Below are 15,507 nucleotides of genomic sequence, written 5' to 3'. Positions count from 1 at the left end.
TCACCCCTATCTTATTTAAAAAAGATTTCTTTGACGATTGCGGTTATAAAAATATTTGCTAATGCAATAGGTAACAGGACCTTCCATCCGAATTCCATTAGCTGATCTGCTCGGATCCGTGGGAACGTCACACGGAACCAAATTAACACAAAAACGACGATGCTAAACTTTAACGCAAACCAAACGGCGCCTGGAATGAAGTCTAGAAAAAGAACAGGATGCCATCCCCCTAAGAATAGGACGGTTGTTAACGACGCCATTGCAAAAAAGTATACATATTCAGAAAGCATGAAAAATGCCCATCTAAATCCTGAATATTCAACATGATACCCTGCAACCAGTTCGGACTCCGCTTCTGGCAAGTCAAAAGGTGTTCGGTTTAACTCGGCAACTGACGCAATAATAAAAATAACAAATCCAATCGGCTGGGCGAAAATAAACCAGACATTTTCCTGAGCTGCGACGATTTCATTTAAATTCAAGCTTCCCGCTAACAAAATAACACCAATCACTGACATCACCAGTGGGATTTCATATGAAATCATTTGTGCCGCAGCACGCATACCACCTAATAGGGCATACTTATTGTTCGATGCCCAACCACCGGTCACAACACCTATTGTTGTCAGACCCGAGATGGCAATATAGTAAAGCAACCCTACCCCAATATCAGCAAACTGAAAGGCATCTGTGAACGGCATTGTTGCGAGCACTAAAAATGCCGGTGTGAAAGCAATCACGGGTGCTAAGATGAACAGTGGACGGTCAGCTGCTTTTGGGATCGTGTCTTCTTTTAATAAAAGCTTCAGCACATCTGCAACCGTTTGAAGCAAGCCCCAGCTACCGCCGACTTGATTCGGACCATGTCTTCCTTGCATATATCCCATTACTTTTCGCTCTGCTAAAATTCCATACGTAACAAAGCCTAAAACGACGAATAGAAAAGCAGTTGCTAGCCCAAAGAAAATAAAGAAATTCATTAAACCTGGTGTCGACTGAAGCAACCCTTGAATCATTAGCCATCGACCTCCCCTAGAACGATGTCAATGGCACCGAGAATGGTAATTAAGTTTGCCATGTTTTCACCCTCTAATAGCTTAGGGAGTATTTGCAAATTGTAAAAAGATGGCCTTCTAAATTTGAGTCGGTATGGCTCTTTCTTTCCATCACTTGCAATATAGCAACCTATTTCTCCCCTAGGAGACTCGATTCTAACGTAGGCTTCTCCTTTTGGTGCTTTGATAATCCGAGGTACCTTTGCGATAATGGGGCCTTCTTTAGGAAACTGTTCTACAGCTTGTTCAATGATTTTTAATGATTCTTCGATTTCCGCCATTCTGACATTGTATCGTGCAAAAGCATCTCCCTTTTCTTCGGTAGGTATGTCAAACTGAAAGCGATCATAGATTGAGTATGGCTCATCTTTTCTGAGATCCCATTTTACACCCGTACACCTGAGGTTCGCCCCGCTAAGTGAGTAGGCGATTGCTTCTTCTTTTGTATAAATTCCAACGTCTTTTACACGATTTAAGAAAATTTCATTCCCTGATACAAGATCATGATAGCCTTTCAGCTGTTCTCTCATATAGGGTACGAATTCAGCAACTTTTTCGATCCAGCCTTCAGGCGCATCCCACTTCACTCCGCCAACCCTCATATAATTAAAAGTTAAGCGCGCACCTGACAGCTCATTTAATAGGTTAATAATCATCTCTCTTTCTCGGAAAGCATAGAGAAATGGGCTGACCGCACCGATATCAAGTAAATACGTTCCCCACCAAACGAGATGACTTGCGACACGCCCAAGCTCCATCGCGAGAATTCTTAAATATTCCGCTCGTTCAGGAACCTCAAGATTCATCATTGTTTCAACTGCATGACAGAGCACGTAGTTATTCGTCATCGCAGATAGATAATCCATACGATCTGTATAAGGTATAATTTGTGTATACTGCAAATCCTCAGCAAGCTTTTCTGTCCCTCTATGTAAATAACCGATAACTGGTGTCGCTTCTTTAATGATTTCACCATCTATTTTAATGACTAACCGAAACACTCCATGTGTACTCGGATGCTGTGGCCCAACGTTTAAGAGCATTTCTTCTGTTCGAATCATGCTACTACACCTCCACATCGTAAGGTTCATAGTCTTTACGTAAAGGATAGCCAACCCAATCGTCTGGTAGCATAATCCGTTCTAGCTTCGGATGACCACTAAATTTGATTCCAAGCAAATCAAACGCTTCTCGTTCAGGCCAATTTGCTCCCTCCCATAACGGTTGAACTGTCTGAATTTCAGGTTGGTCACGGTCAATCTTCACTTTTAATGCAACTGATTGCTTATTTTTATAAGAATATAAATGCAAATATATCTCCATATGTGTTTCAAAGTCTGAACCATGCAGCTCTGATAAATAATCAAATGATAGTTGTTCGTTAAACTTTAAATATTGTGCGACTTTAAAGTAGGAATCCTTTGTTGCAATAAGCGTTGGAACGTCCTTGGAGAGTCCATTAATGTAAGCATCTTCTAAAGCTTGGTCACCAAGGTGATCTCCAATAACCTTTACATATGTATTAAGTAGTGGTTGGTTTCGTGAGGGCTTAACTGCTGTTTCATCTAGTTGAGTGACACCTTCCACATTCGCTGCTTTTGCTTTGGCGGCTGCAGCAGCTTTGGCTTTTGCGATGGCAATTGCTTTAGCTTTTTCTTTCGCTAGCTCGTCTTCACTTTTGTTTTCTTGAGATTGTGCGCTCATCTTCGCTTTTGCAGCTGCGGCGCCTTTGGCTTTTGCAACGGCAACGGCTTTCTTTTTGGCTAGTTCTTTATCTTCTTCGCTCGTTGCTTCCCCTGTTTCTTTTGCTTTTTGCTTGGCAAGTGCGGCAGCCTTGGCTTTTGCGGCAGCGGTGGCTTTCTTTTTCGCTAGTTCTTTATCTTCTTCGCTCGTTACTTCCCCTGTTTCTTTTGCTTTTTGCTTGGCAAGTGCGGCGGCCTTGGCTTTTGCGGCGGCAGCGGCTTTCTTTTTTGCAAGGTCTAGTTCATCACTCATGTTAGATCACCCTCTTTCCTGTCTTCGCCTCATACTGGATTTTTTCCTTTAATTTGTTAATTCCGTAAATAAGGGCGGCAGGATTAGGTGGACATCCTGGAATGTAAACATCAACAGGAACAATTTGATCGACACCTTTTACAACAGCATACGATTTGACATAAGGTCCTCCAGCTGTTGCACAGGAGCCCATAGCAATGACCCATTTAGGTTCTGGCATTTGGTCATAAAGTCTTTTTAAAACAGGAGCCATCTTCTTTGTGACAGTTCCAGAAACAATCATCACATCTGATTGCCTAGGAGAGGTTCTGAAAAAAGAGCCAAAGCGATCAAGGTCATAGTGAGAAGAACCCACACCCATCATCTCAATAGCGCAACAGGCAAGCCCGAATGTTAGTGGCCACAGAGAATTACTTCGAGCCCAACCCTTCACTTGTTCCAATGTTGTTAAAAAAACACTTTGTCTTAACTCTGCTAATTCCTCTTCTGGTATATCAATTAGTCTTACGTCCACTTTAACACCTTCTTTTTCCACGCATATAGTAAGCCTATGACAAGCATAAATACAAAAATGAACATTTCAATTAATGCAAATACGCCTAATTTCTCGTACGCAACAGCCCATGGATATAAAAAGACCGTTTCAACATCAAAAATGACAAACAGTAAGGCAAATATGTAGTATCGAACATTAAATTGTACACGAGAGTCATGATACGGATCAATTCCACTCTCATAAGTTGTTTGCTTCGCATCACTAGGAGCATGTGGTCGTAAAATTCTCCCAATTGTTAATGCGACAATAGGCAGGAGTATTCCTAATAACAAAAACACAAACACGATCGTATAGTTATTGAGGTAAACATTCAGTGACTCCAAGTTTCTCCTCCTTAAATCTTTTATATTTTTCCAATCAATTTTAATATTCTGTTATGTAACCGCTACCATTATACCATCTTTATACAGTAAGTGTCGATAAGCGATCTGATGCACAAATACCATTTGTTTCCTTGATTATACTATTATTGTAAGTGTCTTTAAACCTGAATCAGCCATGATATACTTTGAAAAGTTATCATTTATTCATAAGGAGTGATTTTATGCTACCAGAATTCAATTATCACACTGAGAAGGATTACGCAGAAAATTTACCTTCCTTTGATCATATATATGCAGCACAAGTCTATTACTATGAGTTAAGAACAGAAAAGCTATTAATTTTTGGTGAAATAGTAGCAGAATTCGATCTAAAATTAGACTACTCACCAGAAAGCTTGATTGCTTTAGAGAGAATTTATTTTGATATGATGAAAAATAACTTATTCTATGATCTATCACTTACTAATGAGGAATTTGAAGAGTATTTATCTATCTATTTCGGAGAAGTTATTGTGAGAAATAGTTTGGATGCTGAATGGGTAGTTAGGGAGTATCCATTTGTGGAAGGAACGTATACAATGGGCATTCGAAGTGGCCGTTTTACGACTCATTTTCAAAACTTATTTGAAAAGCACTATTTAAGCTGTAAAGATGCTAGCAAGCAAACGATTTATAAGCGATATTTGAGGATGGTTAGGAAAAAGGCATAAGAAGCATGATATAAAACTCTCGTTTTTATAATTCAACTTCACTTTCTATGACAAATTAGTGCTCTATAAGCGAATTTTGATATTCTATAAGCCAATTCTCGCTTCTTATAAGCCAAATCAAGCATTCTATAAGCCAATATGAGAGTTCTATAAGCCAGTCGACACCTTACGACAATTTTCGCCCATGCGCTCCCCTCTACCTTATCCGAAAACCAAAAAAAAGGATGGCCAATGGCCATCCTTTTCTCATCAATATTTATTCTGCGTTACATTTAAACGGTTCATTGCACGACGAAGTGCTAATTCTGCACGCTTAAAATCGACATCGTCCGTTTGTTGACTTAGACGCTTTTCAGCGCGAGTTTTCGCAGCTTCAGCACGAGTAACGTCAATTGACTGAGAAACTTCAGCAGCTTGGGCTAAAATTGTCACTTTGTCTGGACGCACTTCGATAAAGCCTCCACTAACAGCCACGAGTTCCGTGCTGCTTCCTTTATTCAGGCGAACTGCTCCAATTCGTAATGGAGCCACCATTGGAATGTGACCTGGTAAGATACCGAGCTCACCACTTTGAGCCTTTACGCTTACCATTTCAACGTCTGCATCGTAAACTGGGCCATCGGGAGTAACGACATTGACTAATACTGTCTTCATACTCATACCCTCCTAGGTCCCAAGATTATACTTCTACACCCATTTGCTTTGCCTTTTCAATTACTTCTTCAATTCTTCCAACTAGACGGAAAGCATCTTCAGGAAGGTGATCATACTTACCTTCAAGAATTTGTTTAAAGCCTTGAACAGTTTCTTTCACGGGTACATATGAACCTTTTTGTCCAGTGAATTGTTCTGCTACGTGGAAGTTTTGAGATAAGAAGAATTGAATGCGACGTGCGCGATTTACTGTTAATTTATCTTCATCTGAAAGCTCATCCATACCTAAGATTGCGATAATATCTTGTAGCTCTTTATAACGCTGAAGTGTTTGTTGAACTTGACGAGCAATTTCATAGTGCTCATCGCCAACGACTTCAGGTGATAATGCACGAGATGTTGAAGCAAGCGGATCAACCGCTGGGTAGATACCCATCTCAGATAGTTTACGCTCTAAGTTAGTTGTTGCATCTAAGTGAGCGAAAGTTGTTGCAGGAGCTGGATCCGTGTAATCATCCGCTGGTACGTAAATTGCTTGAATTGACGTAACAGAACCTAGGTTTGTAGATGTAATACGCTCTTGCAATTGACCCATTTCAGTAGCCAATGTTGGTTGGTAACCAACCGCTGAAGGCATACGTCCTAATAGGGCTGATACTTCAGAACCTGCTTGTGTAAAGCGGAAAATGTTATCCATGAAGAAAAGAACATCTTGTCCTTGATCGTCACGGAAATATTCAGCCATTGTAAGCCCTGTTAATGCTACACGCATACGTGCACCAGGTGGCTCATTCATTTGTCCGAATACCATTGCAGTTTTCTTAATAACACCTGAGTCAGTCATTTCATGGTAAAGGTCGTTTCCTTCACGAGTACGCTCACCAACACCAGCGAATACAGAGATACCACCGTGCTCTTGAGCGATGTTGTTAATTAACTCTTGAATAAGAACCGTTTTACCTACACCGGCACCACCGAATAGACCGATTTTTCCACCTTTGATGTAAGGTGCAAGTAAGTCTACTACTTTAATACCCGTTTCAAGAATTTCAACTTCTGTTGAAAGCTCATCGAATTTAGGTGCTAGTCTGTGGATCGGATCGCGACGAACGTCTGCAGCGATTGGCTCATCTAAGTCAATATTTTCTCCTAGTACGTTGAAAACACGTCCTAAAGTGATATCGCCAACTGGAACAGAAATTGGTGAACCTGAATCAAGTACCTCTAACCCACGGACAACACCGTCAGTAGAAGCCATCGCAACCGTACGAACTGTGTTGTCACCTAGATGAAGGGCAACTTCGAGTGTTAACTCAATATTTACTTCGTTTGCGCTTTGCGCAACGGTATTAATTTTAAGGGCGTTATAAATGTCTGGCAGTTGACCGCTTTCGAACTTTACGTCAACAACCGGACCCATAACTTGAGTAATGCGTCCTTTATTCATCGTTTTCCCTCCTAACTTACTTATACCCCCGTGCTAAGCACGATGGGTGTCATAGTCCGGAACTCTATCATACTTTTCTACTCTAGTGCTGATGCTCCACCGACAATTTCCGTGATCTCTTGGGTAATTGCAGCTTGACGTGCACGGTTGTAAGAAAGAGTAAGTCCGTTAATAATTTCTTTCGCGTTATCTGTTGCACTTTTCATTGCTGACATACGCGCAGCATGCTCTGAAGCTTTACTATCTAACAGTGCTCCATAGATGAGACTTTCAGCATATTGCGGTAACAACACTTCTAAAATTTCTTCTTGCGAAGGTTCGAATTCGTATGAAGTCATGTTTTTGCTAGTTGATAAATCCGTTAAAGGCAGTAGCTTTTTCTCTGTAACATCTTGTTGAATTGCACTCACAAAATGGTTATAGAACATGTATAATTCATCGAAAGTACCATCCGCATACATATTTACTGTTTGACTTGCGATGTCTTTAATATCCGCAAAAGACGTTTCATCACCAATCCCAGTAATTTCTGAGATTACGTTTACTCCACGTTTTCTGAAAAACTCGCGTCCAATTTTACCAATTGCTATGACAGCATATTCCTCTTGGGATTGATGCCGTTGTTGCATCGCTTGGTATACTGAACGAAGGACATTGCTGTTAAAAGCACCTGCTAATCCACGATCAGACGTAATAACGAGGTAACCAGTTCTTTTAACTTGTCTGTTTTCAAGCATTGGATGACTAACACCAGAACTGCCATGAGCAATGCTTGCCACTACCTCTTGAATTTTTCCCATATAGGGACCAAAAGCTTTTGCGTTGTTTTCAGCACGATTTAACTTTGCAGCTGAAACCATTTGCATGGCCCTGGTAATTTGACTTGTTTTCTTTGTTGAGGTAATTCTTGTTTTTATGTCGCGTAATGATGCCAAAGGTTCTCACCACCTTTTTTTAAAGGATAAGAAAAGTATAACTTTTTTTACCGAGTTTGAGCTTCCCGCTCTTGTTCGGGTCGTCCGTGTGAATTCATAAGGAAAGTGCGTTGTGAAATCCTTTAAGGAGTCACAACAGCACCTAATTATTCAGAAACTGCGAATGTTTTTTTGAAGCCGTGAATTGCTGCTTTGAACTCGTCGTCTTTTGGTAATCCACCAGTAGTACGAATAGTATCAAGCAATTCTTTGTTATTTGTATCTAAATATGCGTAGTATTCTTCTTCAAAACGACCGATGTCTTCCACTGGAATATCATCTAAGAAACCATTTGTAAGTGCATAAAGAATCGCTACTTGCTTTTCAACAGGAAGTGGCTTGTTAAGGCCTTGCTTTAGTACTTCAACTGTACGAGCTCCACGATTAAGCTTCGCTTGTGTTGCTTTGTCAAGGTCTGAACCGAATTGAGCAAATGCTTCCAACTCACGGTATGAAGCAAGATCAAGACGTAATGTACCAGATACCTTCTTCATTGCTTTAATCTGTGCTGATCCACCTACACGAGATACGGATAGACCTGCGTTTACCGCTGGACGTACCCCTGAGAAGAATAAGTCAGATTGAAGAAAGATTTGTCCGTCTGTAATCGAAATTACGTTTGTCGGAATGTATGCAGATACGTCACCAGCTTGAGTTTCAATGAATGGAAGAGCTGTTAATGAACCAGCACCTTTTGCATCACTTAGCTTTGCAGCGCGCTCTAATAAACGTGAATGTAAGTAGAATACGTCACCAGGGAATGCTTCACGACCTGGAGGACGACGAAGTAATAATGAAAGCTCACGGTATGCCGAAGCTTGCTTAGAAAGATCATCATATACAACTAATACGTGCTTGCCGTTATACATGAATTCCTCACCCATTGTTACTCCTGTATATGGTGCCAAGAATAATAATGGTGCAGGTTGTGATGCAGAAGCAGTTACAACGATTGTGTAATCTAATGCACCTTTTTTACGTAATGTTTCAACAACACCACGTACTGTGGATTCTTTTTGTCCAATTGCTACATAGATACATACCATATCTTGATCCTTTTGGTTCAAGATTGTATCGATTGCAACTGCTGTTTTACCAGTTTGACGGTCACCGATAATTAACTCACGTTGACCACGGCCAATCGGAATTAATGAGTCGATTGCTTTAATACCAGTTTGTAAAGGCTCATGAACTGATTTACGGTCCATAACACCTGGTGCTGGACTTTCGATTGGACGAGTTTTTGTTGTTTCAATTGGGCCAAGACCATCTAGAGGTTGTCCAAGTGAGTTCACAACACGACCAATTAATGCTTCGCCTACAGGAACTTCCATAATACGTCCTGTACGACGTACTTCATCACCTTCACGAATATCTGTGTAAGGTCCTAAAATGATAATACCTACGTTATTCTCTTCAAGGTTCTGAGCCATACCCATAACGCCATTCGAGAATTCTACAAGCTCTCCAGCCATGACATTGTCGAGGCCATGAGCACGAGCGATACCGTCACCCACTTGGATTACAGTACCAACATCGCTAACTTTTATATCAGACTGATAGTTTTCGATTTGCTTTTTAATCAGCGCACTAATTTCTTCAGCTTTGATGCTCATGAGTTTAACCCCCTATCTACGATCTATTTGCGACCAGTTGTCGCTCTATTCTTTCAAGCTTACCGCTTACACTACCATCATATATACGATTACCAATCCGTAGCTTAATTCCACCAACTAAGCTCTTGTCAACAATGTTTTGTAAGCGAAGGGACGTTTTACCGATCTTGCTTGCAAACACAGTCGAGATGCTAGACAATTCATTTTCCTTTAAAGGTCTAACTGAATAGACTGTTGCATCTTCTGTACCACGCGCTTCATTCGCAAGACTTACAAAGTGATCTGCAAGATCTGTAATGATTGACATACGGTGGCGTTCGACAAGGATTAGCAGGGTATTCACTACATGCTGTGAAAGGCCTGCTAGTGACTCTTTCACGATTGTTTTCTTGTTGTCCACACTGACTTTTGGATGATCGAACACATCAAAAAGCTCTTGGTTCGTTGAAAATACTTGTTTTACAATTGTTAATTCTGTTTCAAACTGATCAATTGCATTATTTTCTTTTGCTAGTTCAAAAAGAGCGAGTGCATAACGTTTTGCAACGATTCCATTACTCATCGACCTTCGCCTACCTCATTGATGTAGTCACTGATCAATTTGTCTTGCTCTTGTTCGTTAAGTTCCTTTTCAATCACTTTAGAAGCAATTAATACAGATAGAGAGGCAACTTGCTCACGTAGTGCAGCAACTGCTTTTTCTCTTTCTTGTGTGATTTCTTTTATTGCTGATTCTTTCATACGTTCTGCCTCTGCACGAGCAGTACGAATGATATCTTCTTTTTGCACTTCACCAAGCTTTTTCGCATTTTCGATCAAGCCTTGTGATTCTTGGCGAGCTTGTTTTAAAAGTTCGCGTTGTTCTTCTACTAATTTTTTTGCTTCTTGATGCTTTTCTTCAGAAGCATTTATTTCATTCGCTATATGGCCTTCACGTGTTTTCATGATATTCATAACAGGACCGAAAGCATATTTACTTAGTAGTGCAAGTAATATCAAGAAAATGACGAGCTGGAATACGATATCTCCAGTGTTTAGACCAGAAGCACCTAATGCAAGATCAAATGTTAACATAGCTCGGTTTCACCCCCTTCAAGAGTTCCCTGAATGGGTACTATGAGTAATATTCATTCGAAAACTAGTGTAGTTTTTTCGAACGTGTACGTCTAGGTTGAGACATAAAGCAATGGCGAAGGTTCGCTTTGGAGTGATCTTCGCCATCTCGAAACATATCCTGTTAATTCAATTAGCTACCCATTACGATGAATGCGATAACTACCGCGATAATTGGAATCGCCTCTACTAATGCAACCCCGATGAACATTGTTGTTTGTAACATTCCACGCGCTTCAGGTTGACGCGCGATTCCCTCTACTGTACGAGATACGATAAGACCATTACCAATACCAGCACCTAGTGCCGCTAAACCGATTGCAATTGCAGCTGCTAATAAACCCATGTTAAATTTCCTCCTTCAATGTATGAAAAAATATTTTTTCTTGTAATAAGTTCAAACTAGTTTAACATTTATTAATCAATGATCATGACTCACTTTGTGCGCCATATAAACCATCGTTAACATAACGAAAATAAATGCTTGAATTGCACCTACGAAAATACTAAATCCTTGCCACACTATCATAGGTGCTGCTGCAACGATTGTTCCAATAATTCCGCTGGCTGCGCTTTGTGCATAGCCATTTGTTGCAAGTCCTGCAAGTAATCCAAGAAGGATTTCACCTGCGAAAATGTTCCCGTAAAGACGAAGACCAAGCGTTAAAGTGTTTGCAAACTCTTCAATAATCTTTAGTGGGAAAAGGAAAGGTAACGGCTTGAAGAAATCTTTACCGTATTCTTTTGGACCTTTCATCTTAATTGCGTAATAATGTGTTAACGCAACAACCATCACAGCTAGTGTCAGTGTGATGACAGGATCTGCGGTAGGTGATTTCCACCACAATTCATGATCGACAATAACGGCAAACGGTAACCCTATCATATTTGCTACAAAAATATACATTAATAAGGTCATACCTAATGTAATAAAACGTCCACCTGTTTGCCAGTCCATTGTACTGTTAATGATATTCTTTACGAAGTCGACTACCCATTCGATAAAGTTTTGCATTCCAGTAGGCTTCATCGCTAAGTTGCGAGTAGCAACGAATGCAATGAGGAAAACGATAAGACTGGATATCGTAATCATTAATACGTTGGATAAGTTAAATGACATACCCAGAAACTCGACCACAGGACTTTCGTGACCCAATATATTCACCTCTCTTCCCGGCTAAGTGCGTGAATGTTGTACTGCATAATCTATCATAATGACAAAATACATCGTCATTAATCCAAAAACCACACTAATCAAATGAATCTGTTCGGGAAATTTCATCGCTATAAACACAGCTACTCCTGCTGAAGCCATTCGCGATGCTGTCCCTAGAGACTTTACTTTACCACCTTCTTGCATAACTCGATCAAACTGGTTATGCTTCCTCACCATGAACCATAAATTATACAGACTGATGCTTGTACCAAGAATAAGTCCTAAAAAAACAGACTGATATTCTGTAAAACCCCAACCTAAAGCATACAGGGAAAGTAAATAGAATATGTACTTGCGGTATCTGCCGAACATCAGATGCATATCAAACATGGATTGGTTTAATCTCCTGAGAAAAAGTGGTGGACTAACTTTAGCATTGCGTAAACTCCAGTGGCTAGTCCAAGCAGAAGGCCTACAATCAAAAACAGCGGCTTACTATGGAAATAACCATCTAGCCATTGTCCTGCAAAAATCCCAATCAATATCGAGCCTACTAATTGTGAGAGAATTGCTGACATGAGTCCCATAGCTTGAATTGGATGACGTTGTTTTTGTCGCATACTATAAATCCTCGCTACTTGATTTATAAAGGATTTCAGGGGTGTGTAAAATGGTTTCTACAGGTTATGAAAACCTTCTCATTTTACCCTCGTTTAGCATAACAATTTCACATAGGCTATGTCAATGCGTTTCATGTCGAAAAGTTCACAATTGACATAGCCATCACAATTTGTTCACATTTTCATACTACTGTCGATAAAAATGCTCATCTAAAATGAGGTCCGTCTCGATCGAGTCTTCTTTGTTGCCTTTTTTGGCAAAAATAAGTGCTTTGTATACTCCATTTTCAAAGGGTAATTCCTGTTTTGTTAAGACTTCTTCCAACACACCTCTTGGAACATCTCTTTTCCAATCCATAAATCCTAGAAATCTCAACGTATCAGGATCATAGAGTGCGATCCCCATTTCATCTGCTCCACCTGGTAGGTATAACTGATATTTATAGGTGTCTAATTTATCACCAAGTGCAAATTCAAATCCCATTACCCTAGGATAGTTCGGTTCATCTATCACAAAAATATAAGGTAGCTTTAAAGTCTCTCCATCTATTTCTATCTGTAACCAATTTTGTTTAATTCCTTTATTAATGACAGATGGGGTTATATCTAATGCTACATTTATGTTTCTTTTCTCCTTTGGTGGAACCGTTACTGTTTTCGGCAACTTCCACTGAACACCCTGCTGATGTTTAGGTATCTCAAATGAAAACGTTTTCTCTTTGTTTGATTGATTATCAAGAGTGAGGATTCTTGATTTTTGTGTTCTAGGATGTGTTGATTCATATTGTCCAAAAGAAAGTGAGCCAGGATAAATCAGTGTTTCTGTTGCAATTGCTTTTGCTACATCAACTCTTCCGGTACCTTGTTCAATCGGCAAATATAGAGATCTAGTCTTGTCATATAGAGGCACTGCAGTATTCATAAGTGCTGCCTTTACTTGCTCTGGACTCCAATTTGGGTGTGCTTGTTTGATTAATGCGCTTGCACCTGCGACGTGTGGTGCAGCCATACTTGTTCCGTGGAGAGCTAAATAACCTTTCGGAACAGTGCTATCTATTGCTACGCCAGGTGTAACTATGTCTGGTTTAATCTCCCACGTCACGGTTACCGGGCCACGCGAGCTAAAGTCTGCCAACAGATCCTGCTCTTTCTTGTAGGTGGTTCGCATAATAGGCTTTTCACTTAACTGGTTTAAGATTGCTTGACCATCTTTTTTTGATATTGAAACAACTGGAATGTTCAACTTGGTTTCTAGTGATCCCGAAAAGCTTCCTTTCACGTTATTGAAAATAATCACAGCTTTTGCACCTTTTTTCTTTGCATTCATCGCTTTTTCTGTAAAGGTCAGTTTTCCTCTTTTCATTAAAATTACCTTGTCTTTTACCTCTTCGGTTAACTCATTTTCCTCGCCTATTCCTGCATAGACAATTTGATCAGCACTTTTCAAATTCCAAGCCATTGAGTCTTGAAGTGATCGTAACGGAATCGCTTTCGTCAACCCGGAAATTTGTAAGTAAGGTACATTCATTGGAGGGGTGGATGCTCCCACTGAAATGGCCTTAGAAGAAGTTCCAGGCGAACCCACTGTCCATACTTCAGGACCTGAGTTTCCACTTGAGGTAACAGCAATAATTCCTTCTTCAACCGCCTTGTCTAAAGCTAAACTAGTTGGCCAATCTGGACCGTTTACCGTATTTCCCAAGGACAGGTTGAGAACATCTACTCTATCTTCTATTGCTTTCTCAATTGAGGCAATCACTTGATCTGATGTGCCAAACCCGCCTGGACCTAGGGCTCGGTATGCAATGATTTCTGCTTCTGGTGCAATTCCCTGCAACTTTCCATTAGCCGCAATAATTCCTGCAACATGCGTACCATGAATGGTTTCTGTTCCATCGGTTGCCAAGGTTTCCATCGGATCCTCGTCACCATCAATTACATCAAATCCTCCGCGATAATTTCTGCGTAAGTCAGGATGACGATAATCGACACCCGTATCAATCACAGCTACTTTAATTCCTTTTCCAGTTAGTCGATGGTTATTAGAATCAAATATACCCCGGACTTCGCTTCCACCAATGAACGGAATGCTTTCTTCAATATGGGAGGAATAGGATGAAACAGGGCTTGAATGAAGTAAAGCAGAATCTTTTGTTATTTTTTGAATGGTGTTTGTTGGACCGCTGATGGAGTAGCCGAAAAATACTTTTTTGTATGTTCGATGAATCTTGATTTCAGAATACTGATCAAGAACTTCCTTTTTAAAAGTCTGGAACTGCTCATTCTTTACTACTAAGATGACTTGCTCAGTTTCGTGGGTGTCATTTGGTAATGGCGGTCTTTTTGGAAAGGTTTCTGCATCAACGCTTAATGATATTGGAGTTAGTATGAAAAGAAGCATAACAAATAGAAATGTTTTTCTATAGATTTTCATATTTCCACCTCATATATAGTGTTTACGAAGTGGATTTAAAACATGCTAACTTGGATTAGAAATTAAGTTGATGATCTATGGTTGGTAACCAATCTAAAATACTCATTTCACTTAATTGACAGATTAAGTCTGATAGTATAAAAAAGGAAAGCGCCCGGAGCAAAGTCCGAGCGCTTTTCCTTTATTTCGTACCGTATAAACGATCCCCAGCGTCCCCTAGTCCTGGAACGATGTAGCCATGGTCATTTAAGTTTTCATCTAGAGCTGCAATATAGATATCTACGTCTGGATGAGCTTTCTTCACTACTTCCACGCCTTCTGGAGCTGCAATTAGGCACATGAATTTGATGTTTTTTGCGCCGCGTTTCTTCAGACTATTAATTGCCTCAACTGCAGAGCCACCTGTTGCTAGCATTGGGTCAACAACGATGAAATCACGCTCTTCAACATCTGAAGGAAGCTTTACATAATACTCGACAGGTGTGAGAGTTTCCGGATCACGATACAAGCCGATGTGACCAACCTTCGCAGCAGGAATAAGCTTTAAAATTCCGTCTACCATCCCCAAACCAGCACGTAAAATAGGGATGATCCCTAATTTCTTACCTGATAGTACTTTTGATTTTGCCATACATACAGGAGTTTCAACGTCTACCTCTTCTAAAGGCAGATCTCTTGTAATTTCAAACGCCATTAAGCTTGCTACTTCATCTACAAGTTCACGAAACTCTTTCGTTCCTGTCTTTTTATCACGAATATATGTAAGTTTATGTTGAATTAACGGATGATCAAATACAAATACTTTCCCCATTTACTCATCTCCTTTTTAATTTAGGCACTTCAATAGATTTTAC

The 15,507-nt window shown here is 40.2% G+C and carries 18 protein-coding genes; 1 reads left to right on the top strand and 17 read right to left on the bottom strand.

The annotated features are described in order from the left end of the window. Nucleotides 1–11 precede the first annotated feature (11 nt). From nuoH to ACFFIX_RS13690, 5 genes are read right to left on the bottom strand one after another with little or no spacing between them, the layout of a single operon-like run. Nucleotides 12–1,016, bottom strand: a complete 1,005-nt coding sequence (nuoH, locus tag ACFFIX_RS13710) for an NADH-quinone oxidoreductase subunit NuoH (RefSeq protein ID WP_378934822.1) — start codon at nucleotides 1,014–1,016, stop codon at nucleotides 12–14. Then, nucleotides 1,016–2,116 (bottom strand): NADH-quinone oxidoreductase subunit D, encoded by a 1,101-nt coding sequence (locus tag ACFFIX_RS13705; protein ID WP_378934820.1) that lies wholly within the window; start codon nucleotides 2,114–2,116, stop codon nucleotides 1,016–1,018. Before ACFFIX_RS13705 ends, nuoH begins: the two co-directional genes overlap by 1 nt. Before the next feature lie 4 nt (nucleotides 2,117–2,120). Then, nucleotides 2,121–3,050 carry an NADH-quinone oxidoreductase subunit C gene (locus tag ACFFIX_RS13700; RefSeq protein WP_378934817.1) on the bottom strand — a complete coding sequence of 310 codons (930 nt, stop codon included), beginning with the start codon at nucleotides 3,048–3,050 and terminating at the stop codon, nucleotides 2,121–2,123. 1 nt (nucleotide 3,051) lies between these two features. Further along, nucleotides 3,052–3,564, bottom strand: coding sequence for a NuoB/complex I 20 kDa subunit family protein (locus ACFFIX_RS13695; protein ID WP_378934815.1), 513 nt, complete (start codon nucleotides 3,562–3,564; stop codon nucleotides 3,052–3,054). Beyond that, on the bottom strand, nucleotides 3,555–3,929 hold the full coding sequence (locus ACFFIX_RS13690; RefSeq protein WP_378934813.1) for an NADH-quinone oxidoreductase subunit A: 375 nt from the start codon (nucleotides 3,927–3,929) through the stop codon (nucleotides 3,555–3,557). The genes ACFFIX_RS13695 and ACFFIX_RS13690 overlap by 10 nt, the downstream gene beginning before the upstream one ends. Before the next feature lie 221 nt (nucleotides 3,930–4,150). On the opposite strand from ACFFIX_RS13690, the gene ACFFIX_RS13685 reads away from it, so the two are divergent. After that, nucleotides 4,151–4,639 (top strand): YwmA family protein, encoded by a 489-nt coding sequence (locus ACFFIX_RS13685; RefSeq protein ID WP_378934811.1) that lies wholly within the window; start codon nucleotides 4,151–4,153, stop codon nucleotides 4,637–4,639. A 249-nt stretch (nucleotides 4,640–4,888) separates the two neighbouring features. Here ACFFIX_RS13685 and ACFFIX_RS13680 read toward each other — a convergent pair whose 3' ends face one another. The 12 genes from ACFFIX_RS13680 to upp all read right to left on the bottom strand — a co-directional run bounded on the left by ACFFIX_RS13680 (nucleotide 4,889) and on the right by upp (nucleotide 15,464). Further along, complete coding sequence (locus ACFFIX_RS13680; protein WP_378934809.1) at nucleotides 4,889–5,293, bottom strand: F0F1 ATP synthase subunit epsilon; 405 nt, start codon at nucleotides 5,291–5,293, stop codon at nucleotides 4,889–4,891. Nucleotides 5,294–5,318: 25 nt separating this feature from the next. Next, entirely contained in the window at nucleotides 5,319–6,740 is a 1,422-nt protein-coding gene (gene atpD, locus ACFFIX_RS13675; protein WP_378934807.1) for a F0F1 ATP synthase subunit beta, read from the bottom strand. Between the two features lie 77 nt (nucleotides 6,741–6,817). Continuing rightward, nucleotides 6,818–7,675: a F0F1 ATP synthase subunit gamma gene (locus tag ACFFIX_RS13670; protein ID WP_378934805.1), complete on the bottom strand. Its 858-nt coding sequence runs from the start codon at nucleotides 7,673–7,675 to the stop codon at nucleotides 6,818–6,820. A 146-nt stretch (nucleotides 7,676–7,821) separates the two neighbouring features. Next, complete coding sequence (gene atpA, locus ACFFIX_RS13665; RefSeq protein ID WP_378934803.1) at nucleotides 7,822–9,330, bottom strand: F0F1 ATP synthase subunit alpha; 1,509 nt, start codon at nucleotides 9,328–9,330, stop codon at nucleotides 7,822–7,824. 16 nt (nucleotides 9,331–9,346) lie between these two features. Beyond that, nucleotides 9,347–9,892 (bottom strand): F0F1 ATP synthase subunit delta, encoded by a 546-nt coding sequence (locus ACFFIX_RS13660; RefSeq protein ID WP_378934801.1) that lies wholly within the window; start codon nucleotides 9,890–9,892, stop codon nucleotides 9,347–9,349. After that, nucleotides 9,889–10,404 carry a F0F1 ATP synthase subunit B gene (gene atpF, locus ACFFIX_RS13655; protein ID WP_378934798.1) on the bottom strand — a complete coding sequence of 172 codons (516 nt, stop codon included), beginning with the start codon at nucleotides 10,402–10,404 and terminating at the stop codon, nucleotides 9,889–9,891. The genes ACFFIX_RS13660 and atpF overlap by 4 nt, the downstream gene beginning before the upstream one ends. Before the next feature lie 172 nt (nucleotides 10,405–10,576). Next, a complete protein-coding gene (atpE, locus tag ACFFIX_RS13650) occupies nucleotides 10,577–10,789 on the bottom strand; it encodes a F0F1 ATP synthase subunit C (protein ID WP_378934796.1) in 213 nt (70 codons plus the stop codon). Between the two features lie 75 nt (nucleotides 10,790–10,864). Continuing rightward, a complete protein-coding gene (atpB, locus tag ACFFIX_RS13645; RefSeq protein WP_378934794.1) occupies nucleotides 10,865–11,599 on the bottom strand; it encodes a F0F1 ATP synthase subunit A in 735 nt (244 codons plus the stop codon). Nucleotides 11,600–11,620: 21 nt separating this feature from the next. Further along, entirely contained in the window at nucleotides 11,621–11,989 is a 369-nt protein-coding gene (locus tag ACFFIX_RS13640) for an ATP synthase subunit I (protein WP_378934792.1), read from the bottom strand. Between the two features lie 8 nt (nucleotides 11,990–11,997). Continuing rightward, on the bottom strand, nucleotides 11,998–12,219 hold the full coding sequence (locus ACFFIX_RS13635; protein WP_378934790.1) for an AtpZ/AtpI family protein: 222 nt from the start codon (nucleotides 12,217–12,219) through the stop codon (nucleotides 11,998–12,000). A 187-nt stretch (nucleotides 12,220–12,406) separates the two neighbouring features. Beyond that, nucleotides 12,407–14,653, bottom strand: coding sequence for a S8 family serine peptidase (locus tag ACFFIX_RS13630; RefSeq protein ID WP_378934788.1), 2,247 nt, complete (start codon nucleotides 14,651–14,653; stop codon nucleotides 12,407–12,409). Nucleotides 14,654–14,834: 181 nt separating this feature from the next. Beyond that, nucleotides 14,835–15,464 carry a uracil phosphoribosyltransferase gene (gene upp, locus ACFFIX_RS13625; RefSeq protein WP_378934786.1) on the bottom strand — a complete coding sequence of 210 codons (630 nt, stop codon included), beginning with the start codon at nucleotides 15,462–15,464 and terminating at the stop codon, nucleotides 14,835–14,837. Nucleotides 15,465–15,507: the final 43 nt, after the last annotated feature.

Source organism: Metabacillus herbersteinensis, assembly GCF_042433335.1.
GTDB classification, from domain to species: domain Bacteria; phylum Bacillota; class Bacilli; order Bacillales; family Bacillaceae; genus Metabacillus; species Metabacillus herbersteinensis.
This window is presented reverse-complemented; position numbering and strand designations above follow the sequence as displayed.

Bases quoted from the DNA above. Each gene is read 5' to 3' on its own strand.
- atpF (WP_378934798.1), bottom strand. From the start codon at position 10,404: ATGTTAACATTTGATCTTGCATTAGGTGCTTCTGGTCTAAACACTGGA.
- nuoH (WP_378934822.1), bottom strand. From the start codon at position 1,016: ATGATTCAAGGGTTGCTTCAGTCGACACCAGGTTTAATGAATTTCTTT.
- ACFFIX_RS13640 (WP_378934792.1), bottom strand. From the start codon at position 11,989: ATGTTTGATATGCATCTGATGTTCGGCAGATACCGCAAGTACATATTC.
- ACFFIX_RS13685 (WP_378934811.1), top strand. From the start codon at position 4,151: ATGCTACCAGAATTCAATTATCACACTGAGAAGGATTACGCAGAAAAT.
- atpE (WP_378934796.1), bottom strand. From the start codon at position 10,789: ATGGGTTTATTAGCAGCTGCAATTGCAATCGGTTTAGCGGCACTAGGT.
- atpD (WP_378934807.1), bottom strand. From the start codon at position 6,740: ATGAATAAAGGACGCATTACTCAAGTTATGGGTCCGGTTGTTGACGTA.
- ACFFIX_RS13630 (WP_378934788.1), bottom strand. From the start codon at position 14,653: ATGAAAATCTATAGAAAAACATTTCTATTTGTTATGCTTCTTTTCATA.
- ACFFIX_RS13680 (WP_378934809.1), bottom strand. From the start codon at position 5,293: ATGAAGACAGTATTAGTCAATGTCGTTACTCCCGATGGCCCAGTTTAC.
- ACFFIX_RS13635 (WP_378934790.1), bottom strand. From the start codon at position 12,219: ATGCGACAAAAACAACGTCATCCAATTCAAGCTATGGGACTCATGTCA.
- ACFFIX_RS13660 (WP_378934801.1), bottom strand. From the start codon at position 9,892: ATGAGTAATGGAATCGTTGCAAAACGTTATGCACTCGCTCTTTTTGAA.
- ACFFIX_RS13705 (WP_378934820.1), bottom strand. From the start codon at position 2,116: ATGATTCGAACAGAAGAAATGCTCTTAAACGTTGGGCCACAGCATCCG.
- atpA (WP_378934803.1), bottom strand. From the start codon at position 9,330: ATGAGCATCAAAGCTGAAGAAATTAGTGCGCTGATTAAAAAGCAAATC.
- ACFFIX_RS13700 (WP_378934817.1), bottom strand. From the start codon at position 3,050: ATGAGTGATGAACTAGACCTTGCAAAAAAGAAAGCCGCTGCCGCCGCA.
- upp (WP_378934786.1), bottom strand. From the start codon at position 15,464: ATGGGGAAAGTATTTGTATTTGATCATCCGTTAATTCAACATAAACTT.